Annotated in this window: 21 protein-coding genes and 1 pseudogene; 9 read left to right on the top strand and 13 right to left on the bottom strand. The window is 65.1% G+C overall.

Annotation, left to right across the window (positions count from 1 at the left end; translation table 11 throughout):
- Positions 1-185 precede the first annotated feature (185 nt).
- The 3 genes from AMYHA_RS12920 to AMYHA_RS28195 all read left to right on the top strand — a co-directional run bounded on the left by AMYHA_RS12920 (position 186) and on the right by AMYHA_RS28195 (position 2922).
- Positions 186-1388: an adenosine deaminase gene (locus AMYHA_RS12920; protein ID WP_051399835.1), complete on the top strand. Its 1203-nt coding sequence runs from the start codon at positions 186-188 to the stop codon at positions 1386-1388.
- A gap of 23 nt (positions 1389-1411) precedes the next feature.
- Entirely contained in the window at positions 1412-2716 is a 1305-nt protein-coding gene (locus AMYHA_RS12915; protein ID WP_231104737.1) for a NupC/NupG family nucleoside CNT transporter, read from the top strand.
- 74 nt (positions 2717-2790) lie between these two features.
- A complete protein-coding gene (locus AMYHA_RS28195; RefSeq protein ID WP_269189756.1) occupies positions 2791-2922 on the top strand; it encodes a hypothetical protein in 132 nt (43 codons plus the stop codon).
- A 263-nt stretch (positions 2923-3185) separates the two neighbouring features.
- Here the strand turns inward: AMYHA_RS28195 and AMYHA_RS12910 are convergent, their stop codons facing one another.
- The 3 genes from AMYHA_RS12910 to AMYHA_RS12900 are packed head-to-tail and all read right to left on the bottom strand — an operon-like array spanning position 3186 to position 4608.
- Complete coding sequence (locus AMYHA_RS12910; RefSeq protein ID WP_034271316.1) at positions 3186-3416, bottom strand: hypothetical protein; 231 nt, start codon at positions 3414-3416, stop codon at positions 3186-3188.
- Entirely contained in the window at positions 3413-3709 is a 297-nt protein-coding gene (locus AMYHA_RS12905) for a hypothetical protein (RefSeq protein WP_034271314.1), read from the bottom strand. Before AMYHA_RS12905 ends, AMYHA_RS12910 begins: the two co-directional genes overlap by 4 nt.
- Before the next feature lie 38 nt (positions 3710-3747).
- Complete coding sequence (locus AMYHA_RS12900) at positions 3748-4608, bottom strand: ArsR/SmtB family transcription factor (protein ID WP_231104736.1); 861 nt, start codon at positions 4606-4608, stop codon at positions 3748-3750.
- Between AMYHA_RS12900 and AMYHA_RS28420 the strand changes: the two genes are divergently transcribed.
- Positions 4501-4845, top strand: coding sequence for an antibiotic biosynthesis monooxygenase family protein (locus AMYHA_RS28420; RefSeq protein WP_157362088.1), 345 nt, complete (start codon positions 4501-4503; stop codon positions 4843-4845). The two genes, AMYHA_RS12900 and AMYHA_RS28420, sit on opposite strands and share 108 nt — an antisense overlap.
- 16 nt (positions 4846-4861) lie before the next feature.
- The gene (locus AMYHA_RS12890; RefSeq protein ID WP_034271308.1) at positions 4862-5257 is read left to right on the top strand and encodes a hypothetical protein; all 396 of its coding nucleotides are present in this window, start codon (positions 4862-4864) and stop codon (positions 5255-5257) included.
- Positions 5258-5606: 349 nt separating this feature from the next.
- Here the strand turns inward: AMYHA_RS12890 and AMYHA_RS12885 are convergent, their stop codons facing one another.
- From AMYHA_RS12885 to AMYHA_RS12870, 5 genes are all read right to left on the bottom strand, one after another.
- The gene (locus AMYHA_RS12885) at positions 5607-6545 is read right to left on the bottom strand and encodes a hypothetical protein (RefSeq protein WP_196776885.1); all 939 of its coding nucleotides are present in this window, start codon (positions 6543-6545) and stop codon (positions 5607-5609) included.
- 145 nt (positions 6546-6690) lie between these two features.
- Entirely contained in the window at positions 6691-7404 is a 714-nt protein-coding gene (locus AMYHA_RS25720; RefSeq protein ID WP_157362087.1) for a hypothetical protein, read from the bottom strand.
- Positions 7405-7862: 458 nt separating this feature from the next.
- Positions 7863-8240 (bottom strand): MFS transporter, encoded by a 378-nt coding sequence (locus AMYHA_RS28285; RefSeq protein WP_330760147.1) that lies wholly within the window; start codon positions 8238-8240, stop codon positions 7863-7865.
- Entirely contained in the window at positions 8219-9091 is an 873-nt protein-coding gene (locus AMYHA_RS12875; protein ID WP_330760145.1) for an MFS transporter, read from the bottom strand. Before AMYHA_RS12875 ends, AMYHA_RS28285 begins: the two co-directional genes overlap by 22 nt.
- The gene (locus AMYHA_RS12870) at positions 9091-9603 is read right to left on the bottom strand and encodes an ArsR/SmtB family transcription factor (RefSeq protein ID WP_034271307.1); all 513 of its coding nucleotides are present in this window, start codon (positions 9601-9603) and stop codon (positions 9091-9093) included. The genes AMYHA_RS12875 and AMYHA_RS12870 overlap by 1 nt, the downstream gene beginning before the upstream one ends.
- Positions 9604-10006: 403 nt before the next feature.
- Between AMYHA_RS12870 and AMYHA_RS27950 the strand changes: the two genes are divergently transcribed.
- On the top strand, positions 10007-10372 hold the full coding sequence (locus tag AMYHA_RS27950; RefSeq protein WP_231104735.1) for a hypothetical protein: 366 nt from the start codon (positions 10007-10009) through the stop codon (positions 10370-10372).
- Between the two features lie 110 nt (positions 10373-10482).
- Here the strand turns inward: AMYHA_RS27950 and AMYHA_RS12860 are convergent, their stop codons facing one another.
- Positions 10483-11457, bottom strand: coding sequence for a GlxA family transcriptional regulator (locus AMYHA_RS12860; protein WP_034271304.1), 975 nt, complete (start codon positions 11455-11457; stop codon positions 10483-10485).
- A 73-nt stretch (positions 11458-11530) separates the two neighbouring features.
- Between AMYHA_RS12860 and AMYHA_RS12855 the strand changes: the two genes are divergently transcribed.
- Together AMYHA_RS12855 and AMYHA_RS27030 are read left to right on the top strand one after the other, a co-directional pair.
- Positions 11531-11767 carry a hypothetical protein gene (locus AMYHA_RS12855; RefSeq protein WP_034271301.1) on the top strand — a complete coding sequence of 79 codons (237 nt, stop codon included), beginning with the start codon at positions 11531-11533 and terminating at the stop codon, positions 11765-11767.
- A gap of 31 nt (positions 11768-11798) precedes the next feature.
- On the top strand, positions 11799-11990 hold the full coding sequence (locus AMYHA_RS27030; RefSeq protein WP_157362085.1) for a hypothetical protein: 192 nt from the start codon (positions 11799-11801) through the stop codon (positions 11988-11990).
- 126 nt (positions 11991-12116) lie between these two features.
- Here the strand turns inward: AMYHA_RS27030 and AMYHA_RS12845 are convergent, their stop codons facing one another.
- Positions 12117-12854 carry a PASTA domain-containing protein gene (locus tag AMYHA_RS12845; RefSeq protein ID WP_407919910.1) on the bottom strand — a complete coding sequence of 246 codons (738 nt, stop codon included), beginning with the start codon at positions 12852-12854 and terminating at the stop codon, positions 12117-12119.
- 9 nt (positions 12855-12863) lie between these two features.
- Between AMYHA_RS12845 and AMYHA_RS12840 the strand changes: the two are divergent.
- Positions 12864-13070: pseudogene (locus tag AMYHA_RS12840) on the top strand (IS3-like element ISMysp3 family transposase); the annotation flags it as partial.
- Between the two features lie 119 nt (positions 13071-13189).
- Here the strand turns inward: AMYHA_RS12840 and AMYHA_RS12835 are convergent.
- From AMYHA_RS12835 to AMYHA_RS12820, 3 genes are all read right to left on the bottom strand, one after another.
- Positions 13190-13888: a hypothetical protein gene (locus AMYHA_RS12835; protein ID WP_034271294.1), complete on the bottom strand. Its 699-nt coding sequence runs from the start codon at positions 13886-13888 to the stop codon at positions 13190-13192.
- A complete protein-coding gene (locus AMYHA_RS12830; RefSeq protein ID WP_084037159.1) occupies positions 13885-14439 on the bottom strand; it encodes an RNA polymerase sigma factor in 555 nt (184 codons plus the stop codon). Before AMYHA_RS12830 ends, AMYHA_RS12835 begins: the two co-directional genes overlap by 4 nt.
- Before the next feature lie 791 nt (positions 14440-15230).
- On the bottom strand, positions 15231-16496 hold the full coding sequence (locus tag AMYHA_RS12820) for an IS256 family transposase (protein WP_034277011.1): 1266 nt from the start codon (positions 16494-16496) through the stop codon (positions 15231-15233).
- Between the last annotated feature and the right edge of the window lie 33 nt (positions 16497-16529).

Genomic DNA, 16529 nt, shown 5'->3' with positions numbered 1-16529 from the left:
GCTGGGTATGAGGCTCGTCAACCCATCGCTGAGTCGAGAACCCGACGATTATTCAGCGATAACCGTGCAAGATTCCCTTGACTTCTCCGGCGGAGAAAGGGTAGACCCTTCGTCCAACACCAGGTAGTTGTCAGACATGAGTGATGCGTCACGCCGACTACGCCGCACAGACCGGGAGGTAATCCATGCCCGAAAGGCCGAATAGCGATCAGATCCAGCGGGCACCGAAGGTACTGCTCCACGACCACCTCGACGGTGGTCTGCGACCGGCGACCGTGCTGGAACTCGCCGAGCAGACCGGCTATGACGCACTGCCGGAGTCGGACGTCGCGGGGATGTCGAAATGGTTCGCCGCCGCGGGCGCCGGCTCGCTCGAGGAGTACCTGCGCCGCTTCTCGCACACCGTCGGTGTCATGCAGACAGCCGACGCGATCAGTCGCGTGGCGGCGGAATGCGCCGAGGACCTCGCGGCCGACGGGGTCGTCTACGCCGAGGTTCGTTACGCCCCTGAGCTGAGCACGCAGCGCGACCTCAGTCTCGACGCGGTCGTCGAGGCGATCCTCGACGGGTTCCGCCAGGGGACAGCACGCGCCGCCGCGGCGGGCAGACGCATCCGTGTCGGCCTGCTGTTGTGTGCCATGCGTCAGCAGACGCGGGCAAGGGAGATCGCCGAGCTCGTGGTGCGGTACCGCGACTCAGGAGTGGTCGGCTTCGACATCGCCGGGCCAGAAGCCGGCTTCCCGCCGACCCGGTTCCTGGACTCCTTCGAGTACCTGCGCCGTGCGAACTGCCACTTCACCATCCACGCGGGTGAAGCTTTCGGACTGCCGTCCATCTGGGAGGCCATACAGTGGTGCGGCGCGGCCCGGCTCGGCCACGGCGTCCGCATCGTCGACGATATCGACGTGGCCGAGGATGGCACAGCTACGCTCGGCCGACTGGCCTCGTTCGTGCGGGACCGGCGCATCCCGCTTGAGATGTGCCCGACGTCCAACGTGCACACCGGCACCGTCAGCTCCCTTGCCGAGCACCCGATTGGCCTGCTCCGCCGACTGCGCTTCCGGGTCACCGTCAACACCGACAACCGGCTGATCAGCCAGACGTCGATGACCGACGAGTTCGGCTACCTCACCGACCAGTTCGGCTACGACCTCAATGACCTGCAGTGGTTCACGGTCAACGCGATGAAGTCCGCCTTCATCCCGTTCGATCAGCGGCTCGCGCTGATCAACGAGGTCATCAAGCCCGGCTACGCGGCCCTGCGCTCGGAAGCCCTCGTCGGCCGCGCTGCCGACACCGGTCTGGCTAGTCCGAATGGCGCGGCAGCGCAGAGCGGCACGACAGTATCCGCGACAGCGAACGGCCGCACGAACGGAGCAGACCAATGACCGTGTTATGGGGTGTCGGAGGTATGTTCGCGCTCCTGGCGGTGGCGTTCGCGCTGTCGAGTCACCGCCGCGCGATCAACCCGCGCACCGTTCTCGGCGCGCTTGCCATCCAGTTCGGGTTCGGCGTACTCGTGCTCTACTGGGACGTCGGCCAGCGGGTGCTCGCCGCGGCGTCGAACGTGGTGAAGGCCGTCATCGCGACCACGGACGAAGGGATCGGCTTCCTCTTTGGGCCGATCCTGCCGGACAACGGCATGGTGTTCGCCTTCCAGGTCCTGCCGATCGTCGTGTTCGTCGCGGCGCTCTCCGCGGTGCTGTACCACCTCCGCATCCTGCAGTGGGTGGTGCGTGTCATCGGTGGCGCGTTGCGGCTCGTTCTCGGAACCAGCAGGGCCGAGTCACTTGCCGCCAGCACGAATGTCTTTCTCGGCCAGACCGAGTCCCCGCTGATCGTCCGGCCGTACCTGTCCCGGATGACCCGCTCGGAGTTCTTCGCGGTCATGGTCTGTGGACTGTCCACGGTCGCGGGGACCGTGCTCGTTGGGTACTCGATGCTGGGCGCTCGGCTGGACTACCTGATGGCGGCGGCCTTCATGGCGGCGCCTGGCGGGCTGCTCATGGCGAAGATCATCATTCCCGAGACGGAGCACGAGCGTGTCGAGTCCGGTGTGGCACCCGCCGCTGAGGTCATGACCGCGCGCACCGCGGGCACGTCGTCACCGCCATGGGGCACTGACGCACCGGGAGCCGCGAAGGCTGATGTTCTGGCAGGGGAGCACGCGGAGACCAGTGAGGACACGTCCGATAGCCGGAACCGGAATGTCATCGACGCCGCCGCCAACGGGGCCGCCGACGGTCTCAAGCTCGCGCTCAACATCGGCGCGATGCTGCTCGCGTTCATCTCCCTGATCGCCCTGCTGAACCTGATCGTCGGCGGCGTTGGTGGCCTGTTCGGTATGCCTGAGCTGAGCATCCAGCAGATCCTGGGCTATGTCTTCGCGCCGGTAATGTTCCTGATCGGCGTGCCATGGGAGGAAGCGATCGGTTCCGGCGGCTACCTGGGCCAGAAGCTGATCCTCAACGAGTTCGTCGCCTTTGCCGAGTTCGGCCCGCACGCCGCGGAGTACTCCGACAGAACCGCGACGATCACGACCTTCGCGCTCACTGGTTTCGCGAACCTCGGATCGCTCGCGATCCTGCTGGGCGGGCTCGGCAGCCTTGTGCCGCAACGCCGCCCGGAAATCGCTCAGCTTGGCCTCCGCGCGATCCTCGCAGGCACCCTCGCCAACCTGATGAGCGCCGCGATCGCCGGCATCCTCATCGGATAGTTGTCGGGAACTGCGTAGCCTACGCGGCATGCCGCTTGACGTAACCTCGCGGCATGCCGCTTGGGGGAGTTCGCATGAGTGCACGTCTCGTTCACATCGCTCGCATCCCGGTGTTGCTCGTTCTGTTTGTCGCCATCGGACCAGCACACGGCGAGGCGATGGACGCGGTGCGCCGCATTGACACCGGCGCGTACTGGGGACCATAGGCGCAGCTGGTGCTCCTCGGTGTGCTGTTCGTCGCCGTGGCCATGTTCGACCGGCGGCGACGGCACTCCCCAGCCGTGCTCGTGGTGGAAGCTGTCGTGGCGGCGCCGGGAACGGTCCTAGGCTGATCGTCCGTCGATCAGGGATTGTCTGACGGACACCCGCAGGGCTGCGCTAGCCTTCCGCCATGTTCGGACAGCCCGGCCAACCACCGCGAAAGCCCGAGGCTAGGGTCACCCGCTTTGAACGATCACCCGAAGAACGTCTATCTACCCGAAGCAGCCGTGGGGTTGCGCAGCCCGAGCTGGACGCTCAGGTAGGGCGAGCCGTCGGCGGCTTCGCACCACTGCACGAGGCTGAGCCATCCGGCGTCGCGGGCGAACTCGACGAGATCGCGGGCGGCCTTCGGCACGGCCGGGGCGGCCCGGCCGGATGGCAGGGTCGGCGCCAGGGCGGCGACGCCGTCGTACGAGGTGGAGGTGGTGGTGCCGGTCATGCCCGGTCACCGCCGTCCGTGGTGGTCTGCTGCGCGCGCCGCCGAGCCGCGGCTTCGTCGCGGAGTCGCCGGGCGGTTGCCCGCGGGCTGCGCAGGGCGTCGCGGAAGAACCGCACTTCCTCCGGCCACGCGTCGAGGCACACCTCGCACGGCAGCCGTTGCGGACGCTGGCCGGGTCGACCGCGCTGGCCACCGCCCGGGCCGAGGGCAGCTTCACCCCGACGCACGAGGCGTTCTGGGCCGCGGCCCGCCAGGCCCACGGCGATGCCGACGGCACCCGCGCCCCTGATCATCGACGCCCTGCTGGCAGTGCCGAATCTAAGGACGGATGTTAGACCTGGATGCCGAATGTCGCTGAGACAGCGATGCGCCCACTTCGGGTGAACCGGACCTTGCGTGGCCCGTCCTGGCGCACGAGCCATCGATTAAGCAACATAGTGTCCAGGAGTCCGGCGCCCACCGCGCCGGCAAGATGATGTCGTCGCTGACTCCAGTCCAGGCACGACCGCACGAGCGGCCGCGGAGAGGCCTGTGGCGCGACGTCGACACCGATGTCGCTGAACAGCTCCAACCCCGATGTCGTGAGGTGGACCTGTTCGTCGTCTGCAATCAGATACCTGTCGTCGACAAGCTGGCCATAGATGCGCACTGCCACCTCGCCGGCGAGGTGGTCGTAGCAGGTGCGAGCGAACGCCACGGCCGTCGCAACCGGTGGTGCGGGCACTGAGAGTGCGGTTGCGCCCAGGGATTCCAGCATGTCGGCGATCCGGTGATCGGCTATGCGGAAGTAGCGGTGTCTCCCCTGCGCTTCAACCGCCACCATGCCTGAGTCACGCAGTTTGCGGAGATGCTCACTCACCGTGGACGCGCTGACCTGCAGGTGACGGGCGAGTTCGCTGTTGGTGTGGGCGCGACCGTCCATCAACGCCGTCAGCAGTCCGGCGCGCGTGTCGTCGGCGAGCAGCGAGCCGATGACCGCAAGCGGATTGCGTTCCATGAGAACAACGTATCCGCTCGATAGTTCGGCCCGCACCGAAACGTCGGTGGTTAGCGTTGGCTGCAGGAGGTGCCAAGAGTGATTGCGATGATCTTCGAGTTCTGGTTCGACCAAAGCGCGCCCGAGATCTACGAGGAGTACCTGCGTGAGTCCGAACGGGTTCGCGCGGCCCTGGCCGAAGTCGAGGGTTGTCACGGCGTGGAGCGGTTCTCGAGCTGCGCTACGCCGGGCAAGTTCGTAGCGATCGGGTTCTTCGATAACGAGGAGGCCGTCACGCGCTGGCGCAACCGTCCAGAGCATCGACGCGCACAAGGCTTGGGCCGAGCTCGCCTGTTCACCGACTATCGCCTGCGCATGGCGGAGCTGGTCCGCGACTACGGCCCGCACGACAGGGCGGAGGTTCCAATGGACAGCCGCCGAGTCCACGGATAGCAAGAAGGGGATTGACGTGTTCGACATCGAGCTGGATTTGACGGATGATCCGGGCTCGCTTGCGGCAGTCGGTGAGGCCTTGGAGCAGGCCGGCGTCAGCATTGAAGGCGGCGGGATGTTCGTTGCCGCACGGAGGGGCGTTGCGCATTTCCTCGTCGAGAACGGCGACGCCGCCGGGCAAGCGTTAGTCACGGACGGGATCACGGTCCGTGACTGCCGTCCGGTCGTCATGCTGCGCTTGAACCAAGACGAGCCGGGTCAACTCGGCAAGGTCTGTCGGGCGATGGCCGACCAGGGGGTCAACATCGACGTGCAGTACAGCGACCATGCTGGTCAACTGGTCCTTGTGGTCGACGACCACGATCGCGGGCTGCAGGTTGCAAGCCAATGGATGGCCGCCCGCCTCGGCTGACGACCGGATCCTGCACCCTCCAGCCCCGAACGATTAGGGCCGGCTGCCCACGGAACTCATGCCTGTCGGGGGCGAAGCACCGCGGACACCCGGCGCCGCGAACGCTACCGCCCTGCCCAGCCCCACGACGCTCTGCAGCGCCCACGGCCAGCCGGTTCACCCGTCCAGTGGGGCCAGAACAACCTGCTCGCCGAGCGAGCGACCGCGCAAGTGGGCCCAAATCAACTTGTCCGACACCCCCCAGATGGGACCGGCTCAACCTGCTGAAAACACGCTGGCTGGTTCTCGGGTGTCGGCGGTTGCAGGTCACCGGGGTGTTGGGGGGCGATCCGGCCGCAGCAGGGTGCGATCACGTCGAGCCGACCGTCGGGAGCGTCCTCGGTGTAGCGGCGGACCTGGACACCGGGAACGAGCCGGTTGGGGTTGACGTCGTCGGTGGGGCCGTAGGCGGCGGGCCTATTGCTGCCACTGCGGGATGCGGGTATGGCGAAACTCCGTCTCCCGCGCCGTCGCCGATCTCGGAGTTGGAGAAGCGGAAACCGGCGAACACGACCGGCTCGTCACCGGTCTCGTAGCCCTGGCCTTCGGCCGCGGCGAGGCGGCGCACCCCGTCGATCTCGGCGGCGACCTCGCGGCGCTGGGCCTCCAGGTCGGGGTTGGCGAACGGGTTGCGGTAGCCGCCGAGGAAGTGCGGCGCGAGCGCAGCGACGCCGGGCGAGTACACCTTGCAGTGCATCGACGATTCGGTCAGGTCGCAGGAACGGATCTCCACCTCGGCGTCGGCCTGGCGGATGCCGTCGAGGACCGCGGTGAGGACGTCGAGGTTGTCGATGATGCCGTAGCTGTCGGACAACAGGGCACGCATCACGCCCTGGTCGCCCTCCTGGCCGCGGAATAGGCGCAGCAGGAACGAGCGATCGTCTGCCGGGTGGATCACGGTGGTCTCGCCGGTGGCCGTCCGCTTGGACTTGCCGTGGAGCAGGCCGTTGACGTTGGCGTCATAGAGGTCGGGGCGCTCGGCGCGCAGCTTGCGCAGGTACTTCAGCCCGATGCCGAGCTTGGCGGCGATCGTGGCGTCGGCGTCCTTGGTGGGCGTGTACAGGCCGTTGACGACGGTGACGCCGTGTTCGTCGACCACGGGCTCTACATCGGAGAGCTCGATCGCGCCGTTGCGGGAGCGCAACGCGGTGGCCGGCAGAACGACGTCGAGCTTGGCGGCTTGCTGATCGCGCAGCATGGTCACCATGTCCTGAAGGCCAGCGTTGCGGGCGGTAGTGATGACGGACATGTCTGTACTTCTCCAATTCACTCGGTTTCCTTGGCGGGCAAGGGGTTTGGTCGGTCCCCGTGCCCGTGCCCGTGCCCGTGCCCGTGCCCGTGTTCGTCGGGTGGTTCCGCCCCACCGAGGTGGGGCGGTGCCGCGCGGTTGTTGTTCAGTCCTCGCGGGTGGTGAGGGACGCGCGGCCGCCGCGGGGTGGATCAGGCGTCGCGCAGGTAGGCGGCGAAGATGTCGGCCGCGGTGCTGAACACCTGGTGGCCGAGCGCGTCGGCGACCGTGGTGGCCTCGGCGCGGTCGAGGAACGGCGACTTGGTGACGGCTGTGTCCCGGTCGGGGCCGACGAAGTACAGGGCAACGTCCGCGCGGGGTGCCGGTTCGGTTGGTTCGGCCGGCCGGGATAGGTCAGAGCCACGTCCGGCGCAGCCAGGCGGACGTCGGTGTCGATGCCCTGATCACTCCAGCTCATCGAATATTCGAGGTGGTCGTCGATGAGCTCGCGGTTGTCGTCGAGCCAGCTGTTCAGTGCCCAGCCTGGCCCCATGAGCAGGTCGTCGAGAGCGCGCGCTGTGTACACGATCAGCACGCCACGATCCGCGGCGGCGGCCAGGAGCACCCGGTCACCTGCCTGAAGGTGGCACCACCGCCGCGCGGCCACCGGTAGGGGAATGTGGCCTCGCCGAGCCAGGGTGAACATCCCGGCGGCGTCCGGGTGCACCGCCACCGCAGTGTTGGACACCAAACTGAACTGCAGCCGCTGGCCTGGCTCCCAGCCGAGGGCACGCACGACCGCCTGTTCCGCGACCCGGCCGCGCTCGCCCAGCGCAGCGATGCGGTACAGCATCGCGGTCTCGTCGGGTAATGCCGCCAAACGGGAAAGCGACATCCCCCGCGATGCCGGGCCGCTCGGCGACCGCTCGGCTCGAGAGATGGACCGGGGAACCACAGTCGGCACGAACGTCTCAACCACGGCCATCACATCCGCTCGGGCGGAGCTGGCCGCAGAGCAGAACACGACGACAGGCGCTGTGCGCCACGCCGCCGTGTCGACCGGAAAATCGCTGGCATTTGTGTGGGAGGGATCCCACCCGCCGGTGTCCGAGGGGGGAGTTGCACACTAACCACACGCCGCCAGCTTTCTGTGGTCATGTAGATGGCCCGGCGTTGATGTCCCGAGCAATGGGCGCACCCGGGGCAGCTTGCCGAGATGAATTCCCAGGGCAATGACAGGGAAGTGATGCTGTCGACGTTGGGCTTTGTCTAAAATCCTTTGACACAGCCCAGTGTCCTAATACAACACCGAGCGGATCATGCACCGCCTCGGCGTGGCTAGCTGGTGGCGGCGTCCGTCGGCTGCTTGCGGGTCAGTTGGCGCACTTGTTTGCTGGACAGGGCGAAACAAGTAGTGACGGCGACCAGGATGGCCATCCCGATGAGAGTGGGCTCTCTACCGAAACCTGCGCCTAGTGGACCTGCGGCGACTTCTCCTGTCGGTAACGCGATGAACGAGCCGAGCATGTCGTACGAGTAGACTCTGGCAAGTTTGTCCTGCGCAATGTTCTCCTGCAGGGACACATCCCAGGCCACTACGAATACTTCGTTCGACATTCCTACGAAGAACATTGCCGCTACCAACGGAACAACGTGCGGTGCTTCAGCTAGGACGGTCAGCGGCACCACATCAATCAACACCGATAGCACGCCCACGAGCAGTGCTCGGCGTGGCTGCCATTTCGCGATGACGACACCGCCGACCAATGATCCGACGGTCTGCGCGGCAAGCACGAAACCCCACGCCGTTCGTCCAATGGTGTCATCGGCGACAGCTGGTCCGAGCACGAACAGGCCCCCGCTACCACGGCGTTGACCACCATGAACTGGAGTACCACTACCCACACCCAGTTGTGCTCGGTAAACGCCCGCCATCCGTCGCGCAAATCGCCGAGGAAGCTAGCTGCTTCCGACCTCGGTACACGAACTGAACGAACCGCGCGATAGGCCAACCCGGCCAGCATGAAAACTACGGCGTTGCCCGCCAGCGCCCAGCCCGGTCCTACGGTACCGGCGAGCAGGCCGGCTACCGCGGCTCCGGTGAACCGTCCAGTATTCGCGCCTATCCTGGCCAATGCGTTCGCTTGTGCGAGCAGTTCTTCCGAAACCGTCTGCGGTGTCAGGGCGGACGTAGCGGGTAGCGATATCGCCGCCACCGCACCGTTGCTCACGCTTAGTGCGACCAGCAATGGCACCGATCCGACATCCGCGAGGACAGCCACGGCGATGAATAACTGGGTTACTGCGGCGGTGAACGTCGTGCCTTGCAAGATGACCGACCGCGGCAACCGGTCGGCGAGCATCCCGCCAAAGACCGCCAGTACGACCAGCGCCAGTGAGCGGGCACCCACCACGATCCCCAGATCGATCAGGCTTCCGGTCAGATCGAGTACCGCAAACGACAGCGCTACCGGGGCGATGGCGTTGGCCAGCTCAGTGCCCGTGCGTCCGGCGGCCAGCCATCGGAACTTGTCGAACCTCAGTGGGGTGAGGATCTCGGTGGTCATCAGTCAGCGATCATGGAAAACATCGAGATCGTCACGCTTACCTTGATCGCATCGGGCGTCCTTGGTGGCAAGGCTGCGGCGTGCAAGTCCCTGCTCAGTTCCATTGCCTTGGTGACGATCTCGGACCAACTCTGTGGGTCTAGCCATAGTTCCGCGTCGGTCGTCGTGCTCGGTCGCCCACTGGCCCGATACTCGCTCCTTCGGCGGAGTTCATCGGTCAGCGCGGTCGTAAGCAGGCGTTCTTGCTCTGCGTTCCGCTCGGCGAATCGCTCGCCGCTTTCGGGGTTGTGTCGGTAGCGCTTGGCCCAGCCGCCGCGAACCTGGACCTCGTCGAGCATGTCGAGCAGTCCCACATCGTGTAGTCGGCGCAGATGGTAGCTGGCGTTCGCCTGCGTGCCACCTAGTTCCCGCGCTACCTCGGCGGCGCTCATCGCGGTGCCCGTCAGCAACGAAAGAATGCGCAGCCGCAATGGATGGGCGAGCGCACGGAGCTCGTCGAGGTTCTGCGGCATAGCCGTAAACTACCAAAGAACTATTTGATAGTCGCGTTTACGTAGCTACGCAGGATGGAGATACCGAGATCCTGCACGGCGAACGGGCTTAGGAAACACGACTGAGGGGCTATCCTCGGCTACGGTGAGCGTGAACTCAGCCGAGAGCGACTTGCCTGCCCGTGTCCGCACTCGCCGGAGGGCGGCAGCCAGAATTTTCGGTTCGTGACGCGGGCCTCGGAGTCGTCGCTGGCCGATCAACTTGTGCTGAGCTGGGAGGGTCGCAAACCGCGTTCGGGGGTCTTTTTGCGCGCGGAGTCCTTCTACAATGTGGCCACCGAGATCGAGCGTTTGGACGACGACGCGGTCGCGGGCCCACTGCTGTCAGGTCGTCGCGGCCACGCATTCACCGATCCTGCTCGCGTTGCCTGGCGCCACGATCTATGAGATCGACGACATGCCCGTGCTGGAGATGGAAGTCTCGGACGAGAGGTTCGCCGAGTGGATGCGAGCCAACCTCGCAACGGCCGCACGTCACTTCGATGTGACTGTGGATGGCGACCCCGTGTTCGGGTGGCGGTTGCGCAGCATCGGCGCGCGGGTATCGGGGGCAGAGGCGTGGCGCTGGTTGCGCGTCGTGTCCGACTATCCGCAGTGGGCAAGTGGAGATGGCTGGACGGGGAATGCCGACGCCAACGCGCTGACCGGCATCGCCAAACCGCACCTGCTCGATGCGTGTGAGTGGGACGACAATGGCAGGCGGCAACGGGCCCAACGTCAGCGCGCCTGAACCCGCTCATGCCGCCCATCGCGCGACCTACCCCATCGATCTTCTCTGAATGGGCTGAGCGAAAGCTCCGTGGTTCTCACAATCAGGTAAGTACGTTGCTGCTGCGCGGGTTATGCCGGGGCGGCGGTGTCAAGCCACGCGGCGAACCGCGTGCGGTAGCGCTTCGGTGAGATGCCGACCTCCTGGGTGAAGGCGGTTCGGAATGTCACCGGCGACCCGTAGCCGACCTCGGACGAGATCCGGTCCACCGTGAGGTCGGTGGTCTCGAGCAGTTCCTTGGCCGCCGCGATCCGTTCCGTGGCGACCCAGCGCATGGGCGTGGTGCCGACGTCTTGCTCGAACCGTCGGGCGAGGGTGCGGGGCGAGAGGTTCGCCGCTCGTCCCAGTTCGGTGAGCGTCAGCGGTCGGCGGAGGTTCTCGCGTAGCCAGACGCGGAGGTTGTCCAACCAGGCGGCGCGATCCTCCAGCGGCTCGGCGTGTACGTACTGCGCCTGATCACCGTCACGGTGGGCATCGATGACGAGGTAGCGGGCCGTGTTGTTCGCGGCGCGCTCCCCGTGGTCACGCCGGATCAGATGCAGGCAGAGGTCGAGACCTGCCGCCGAGCCAGCACTGGTGAAGATGCCGTTGTCCTCGACGTAGATGGCGCGTGAATCGAGCTCGACGTTGGGGTACATCCGCTGCAGCAGTGCGGCGTGCCGCCAGTGGGTGGTGACCCGACGGCCGTCGAGCAGGCCGGCCTCGGCGAGCGCGAACGTGCCGGTGCACAGCGCCACCATGCGGGCGCCCCGCTCGGCGGCGCGCCGCAGCTCGCGGACCAGCCGGGAGCCGACCGACCGTCCCGGTGGCACTGCTGGCACGAGCACCGTGTCGCCCTCGGCCACGGCACTCAGCGGCCGCTCCGGGGCCAGCCGGGCGCCGGTGTGGGTGCGAACGCCGCGCAGGTCGCCGCACAGCGTCACGTCGTAGAGCGGGCCGTGGTCGGGGCCCCAGTCGTAGCCCAGTGCCTCCAGCGGCATGCCGATCTCGAACAAGGTCATGCCGTCGATGAGCGGGATCGTGATCGTCGGTCGCGGTCTCACCATGGTGGCAAAATCCTATCAGTTTACGTCAATCTTGCCACTTCCGAGGGACGGCGTCGCTTGCCACTCTTGAGCTATGCACTTCGACGACTTCATCGCAGAACAGATCCTGAAGAACAACGACACGTCGCCTTCGCACGACGTTCGTGCTCAGCAGCCCATCCGGCGCCTGCTCCGCACCCTGTGGCGCGGCGCCCGTCAGCTCGCCTGGGGAATCGACGCGTTCTCCAGCATCCGGCACGGGATCGACGTGCCTCCCGATCACGGTGCCCGCAACCGACACCCGTCACGCCGCCGCCACACGCGACCTTGAAGGACCAGTCGACGGCAGAGCGTCGCTGCGCATGGATGAGGACCCATCAGGGCTCGACGCGCAGGCGCATGACCCATCGCCATTTCGCGATCTTCCTGTCCTGCTGGAAGCCGAGCTCCTCGAACAGGCTGGCCGGCCAGGTCTGGAAGTAGGAACCGCGTTGCTGTTCGCGTCCGACGACCTGCTCGGGATAGGCCTCGACGAGTCCGCGTATCGGGCGTGAACTGTGGGTCTCCGTGGTCCCTACATTCACGTTGAGCATCCTGGCCGCATGTTTTTCCGTGGTGTTGGGCCGCGTCTTCGGAGCTCAGGCGATGGCAGCCGCAGCACCCCATGATTCTCTTGTCACCTAGTCTTGTTCGAACGTCGAGAAGCTGATCTCCATTGTGCCGGGGCTCGGGCCTGGCGGCACGTCGATGGTGACCACGGAGAGCCTGTCCTCGTCGGTACGGATGCAGACCACGGAACCGGACTGGAGATCCGCGATATCGATGGGATCGCTGGTGAGTTTCGCGTCGGCGCACGCCTGATAGGTGGGTTCCACAACTCCTAATGCGGTCAGCGTCGTGTCGTCGTCGTAGAACGGCGCGATGTATCGCGCTTTCGTGATGTCGACTTGGAACCAGAAGTCCGTGCCGAGGCCGCCTTCGACACCTTCGTCAAGGTCAACGGTCCAGGTCTGCCGGACAGCCAAGGTTCCGCCGGAATACATCAGCGGTGTCATCGGGTCATTCGAGATGAACAGCCTAACGATTTCGCCTTTCTTGAGTCTGTCGTCGCTCTTCGGGTCTGTGCCGATCACGTGGCCAGGTTCGACGAAACTCTCGCGTTCCTTGGTTCGCACCTGAAACCCGGCTTGCTCGAGTTTCTCGACGGCCGTTGCCTGGGTATTTCCCGCGACATTCGGCACCTTGACCGGGCACTCGTCGCCGCATGCCCCCATCGAAATGAACAGTTGTACGGATTCCCCATCGCGCAGTTCCGATCCCGAAGGGGGATCGGAACCGATGGCGTCGCCGGCAGGAACGGATTCATCCGGCTGCATGACCGTCACCACCCGGTAACCGTCGTCAGCAAGACGCTGGATCGCTGCCGCGTCCGCGCCGACTCACCCTTCCGCCGCGGCCCGCTACGCACCCTCGGCGACGTCGAGCTCATCACCGCCGACTACGTCGCCTGGTACAACCAGCAGCGCCTTATGCACCGCCTGGGCCGCGTCCCGCCCACCGAAGCCGAAGCTCGCTACTATGCCCAACACGTGACCGACCAACCGGTCGGCTCACAGAATCCCGAGGGTGCATGAAACCCGGGACGGTTCACCCCCTCTTTCTGATTTGACCCAGTACGCGAATTTATACCGCATACCGAGGAAAGATCACCAGACTTGGGGAGTGAGTATTTTGACCGAAATCGGTATGGCCGCTATTGAGACGGTCGTGATGCGGCGTCTCTGTAGCGAGCGACGAGCTCGGCTTGTCGCTCGGCGTTGGGGACCGGCTGGGTGGCGAGCGGGCCGGCCATCACGATCGGTTCACTGTCGACATCACCGATTACTAGCAGGTATCGCTGCTTTTCCTGAAGCATTGTCTGGTCGGGAAGTTGATGTGTGATGCCGTTGTCGTCTACGTACCCGTTCTGCCGCACGGTCATGTCTACCGGGAGGTCGCCGATGATCCGCTCCACGACGCGAACTCGGTAGCTGCGGGTCTGGTCGTCCTCGTTGTCCGAGAGCAGCGCTTCGACATCACCGACGAAGGCACCGTCGGCGTGCTCTAGCAGGGTTGGCAGGTGTGTGACGTCGAAGCCGTACGACGGCGAGAGCGGTTGGGTCTGTCCGGTCGCCTGGTTAACAGCGCTGTCCCCTCCGACGAGCTGGGTGACTGCGAGCGCCCCGGCGACCGCGACCACGACTACGGCCGCGGCCACGCCGACGACACGCAGACGTCTGGAGCGACGCCACCGGTCGATCCACGGATCGGTGGTGTCTGCTGGCTTGTCGCCGTCGGCGACTCGCTGCAACACCGCTGCGCGAACCGCCTCCCCTCGCGGTGAGGCTGGCCACGAGCCCATGTTTGTTGGGCGGGCGTCGGCGAGCAGGTCCATCGGGTCTTTGGTGTTCATCGACGATGCCCCTCCGGATGCTTGTCGTGTGCGTTCGCTGGCACGTTCAGCTGATGCATGAGGGCGCGGAACCGTTTGCGGGCTCGGTGTAACCGGACGCGGAATGTGGTGGCACTACACCCTGCGACGTAACTCGCCTCGGCAGGCGTGAGGTCGAGCCAGGCGGTGAGGATCAGCGCCTCCCGGTCGGCATCGGGCAGCCTCCGGAGGGCCTGGTGGACCAACCCAGCAAGCGGGTCTTCGCTGGAGTCGGTACTTAGGCCTTCTGTTGGGTGCTGCGGCTGGCCTTGGAGCCGATCGTACAGCGCAGTGCGGCGTCGCTGTGTGCGTCGCATATTGGCCGCGACTCTGCGCGTGGTCGCGAGTAGCCATGGCAAAGGCTCGTCCGGCAGCTCTTCGATCCTGCGCCACGCGGTGAGGAAAACCTCGGCGACCACGTCCTCGGCGTCGTTGTTGACCAGCCGAGAGGCGTAGAGGTGTACTGCGCCTGCATGGGTGTCGAACAGCACTTCCAGCCGCTTCATTTCTGAGGACAACGGTTCGCCCTTCATGTTGGAGCCCTACTAGGGGTGTGTCCGGCACTGTTCATTGCGTTACAGATCTACAGCAGCTTGTTCGCGTATACAGATTGGTGGCCTCCACGTGTTGGAGTACGCAGTTGTTGAACTGCGGGGCGGACGCGTGGTCGTGCCTGCAACGGGCAGAGACGAGAACCTCGAACCTGTGTCGAGTTGGTATGACTCCGAGGACAACCTGGATGCGTTCGCCGCACGTTTCTACCCCACGCGGCACTCGGACATGGCGGTCCGAACCACTGCGGTGTTGGCGCATCACGCGGACAACACCTACAACACGAACGCCATCAGTGTCTCGACCTCGGCAGCTGACAGCGGTTCGCTAGACAAGCGGCACCTTCGGGGGAGTGCGACCGTGACCTGGTGAACCGCCTCCGCTTCGCCGAGGCGGGCGAGCGTGTGGCCGCGCCATTGGTCTAGGTGAGCGCCAACGAGGAACAGACGGCAACGCGGGGTCTACCGGGTCGTTGGGCAGCAGAACATTGGGCTCGTCGAACGCGCAATACCGCGAGCAGCGGCAAGTGCTCGACAGCCAGCCGTGGTTTCACCGAGGTCGAGAAGCACAATCGCCTGCTGAGCGGTTGCGTAGGCCAGTAGGTGGGGTGAGCCCGCTTCGCGCGCCGCTGCTTTGGCGGTTTTCGTGATGTTGCCGGAGCGGTCGGCCAGTTCGCGCCAGCGTGTCAAGATTTTTGTGGATGTTTGGGCCTGTTTATCCTTTTCGTTGCTTTTGATGAGTGGTCGAATCCGTCACTGTGTGTGACGGCGCGTTAGAGGACGAGCCGGTCGCCGAAGAGGACGGCGAAGTGGTTGAGCGCGGCTTTCCACCCGTAAGTGCCGGTGCCGCGTTCGCCCTTGGCGCGAACATGACCGTCACCGTCGATGTAGCGTCCGGTGACGTGTCGGATGCCGAGATAAAGCAGCTTCATCGCGGCGTCCTCGGTGGTGAAATGTCCTCTGTTTTTCATGATTTTCCGCAGTTGAAAATTCAATGATTCGATCGCGTTAGTGGTATACACCACTTTTCGTATTTCTTTCGGGTATTTGAGGAACGGAGTGAAGTCTTCCCAGGCGCGATCCCACGCGGCGAGCATGCCTGGGTATTTCGTGCCCCACTCTTTACGGAGATGCTCCAGCGCTATCTCGGCGGCTTCGGCGTTGACGGCCGTGTAGATCGGTTTCAACGCGGCGGCAACCTTCTTGCGGTCGGAATAGGACACGTATTTCATCGAATTCCGGATCAAATGAATCACGCAGGTTTGCACCTCGGCTTTCGGCCACACAGTGCGGATCGCGTCCGGCAGTCCGGTCAGCCCGTCGCAGCACACGATCAGTACGTCTTCCACGCCGCGGTTCTTCACCTCGGTCAGTACCGCTAGCCAGTGGGCCTTGCTCTCCCCCTCGGTGGGGCCGATCCACACACCCAGCACGTGCTTGAACCCGTCGACGTCGACACCGGTGACGATGTAGGCCGGCCGGTTGATCACCACCCCGTTGGTGCGGATCTTGACCACCAGCGCGTCGATGTAGGCGATCACATACACCTGGTCCAGCGGACGGTTCTGCCACGTCTTGATCTCGTCATGCACCACATCGGTCACATTCGAAATCAGCTCGTGGCTCGCCTCGGCGCCATACACCTCGAGCAAATGATCCTTGATATCGCGGGTGGTCATCCCTTTCGCATACAGCGACAAGATCATGTCATCGATCTGGCCGAGCCGACGCTGATGCTTCTTCACGATCCGCGGTTCAAACCCGCCCGTGCGGTCCCGCGGAACCTCGATCTGGACCTTACCGGTGTTGGTGGTGACCGTCTTCGCCGAATACCCGTTGCGGGAATTGCCCGTTCCGCGTCCCGCAGCGTCGTGTTTCGCGTACCCGAGATGCTCATGCATCTCCGCGCCCAACGCCCGCTCGATCACCGCCTTACTCATCTGATTCAGAATGCCGTCCGGGCCATCCAACGGCGTCCCCGACGCTTTCGCGTCAGCCAGAATCCGATCAATACCCTCCGGCGAGACCAGCTCCGCCAACCGCCGCGAAGCCTCCTCCGCCGCCGAGCCCTC

It is taken from the genome of Haloechinothrix halophila YIM 93223, from assembly GCF_000504245.1.
Lineage (GTDB): Bacteria > Actinomycetota > Actinomycetes > Mycobacteriales > Pseudonocardiaceae > Haloechinothrix_A > Haloechinothrix_A halophila.
Note: the sequence above shows the minus strand (reverse complement) of the source record. Positions and strands in the feature narration are given on the sequence as shown.

Excerpts from the sequence above, each read along its gene's own strand:
- AMYHA_RS12860 (WP_034271304.1), bottom strand. The coding sequence starts at position 11,457 with ATGGTGAGACCGCGACCGACGATCACGATCCCGCTCATCGACGGCATG.
- AMYHA_RS12855 (WP_034271301.1), top strand. The coding sequence starts at position 11,531 with ATGCACTTCGACGACTTCATCGCAGAACAGATCCTGAAGAACAACGAC.
- AMYHA_RS28195 (WP_269189756.1), top strand. The coding sequence starts at position 2,791 with ATGAGTGCACGTCTCGTTCACATCGCTCGCATCCCGGTGTTGCTCGTT.
- AMYHA_RS28420 (WP_157362088.1), top strand. The coding sequence starts at position 4,501 with ATGATCTTCGAGTTCTGGTTCGACCAAAGCGCGCCCGAGATCTACGAG.
- AMYHA_RS12915 (WP_231104737.1), top strand. The coding sequence starts at position 1,412 with ATGTTCGCGCTCCTGGCGGTGGCGTTCGCGCTGTCGAGTCACCGCCGC.
- AMYHA_RS12885 (WP_196776885.1), bottom strand. The coding sequence starts at position 6,545 with ATGTCCGTCATCACTACCGCCCGCAACGCTGGCCTTCAGGACATGGTG.
- AMYHA_RS12870 (WP_034271307.1), bottom strand. The coding sequence starts at position 9,603 with ATGCCGCAGAACCTCGACGAGCTCCGTGCGCTCGCCCATCCATTGCGG.
- AMYHA_RS12875 (WP_330760145.1), bottom strand. The coding sequence starts at position 9,091 with ATGACCACCGAGATCCTCACCCCACTGAGGTTCGACAAGTTCCGATGG.
- AMYHA_RS12830 (WP_084037159.1), bottom strand. The coding sequence starts at position 14,439 with ATGAAGGGCGAACCGTTGTCCTCAGAAATGAAGCGGCTGGAAGTGCTG.
- AMYHA_RS12835 (WP_034271294.1), bottom strand. The coding sequence starts at position 13,888 with ATGAACACCAAAGACCCGATGGACCTGCTCGCCGACGCCCGCCCAACA.
- AMYHA_RS12920 (WP_051399835.1), top strand. The coding sequence starts at position 186 with ATGCCCGAAAGGCCGAATAGCGATCAGATCCAGCGGGCACCGAAGGTA.
- AMYHA_RS12905 (WP_034271314.1), bottom strand. The coding sequence starts at position 3,709 with ATGATCAGGGGCGCGGGTGCCGTCGGCATCGCCGTGGGCCTGGCGGGC.
- AMYHA_RS27030 (WP_157362085.1), top strand. The coding sequence starts at position 11,799 with ATGGATGAGGACCCATCAGGGCTCGACGCGCAGGCGCATGACCCATCG.
- AMYHA_RS12910 (WP_034271316.1), bottom strand. The coding sequence starts at position 3,416 with ATGACCGGCACCACCACCTCCACCTCGTACGACGGCGTCGCCGCCCTG.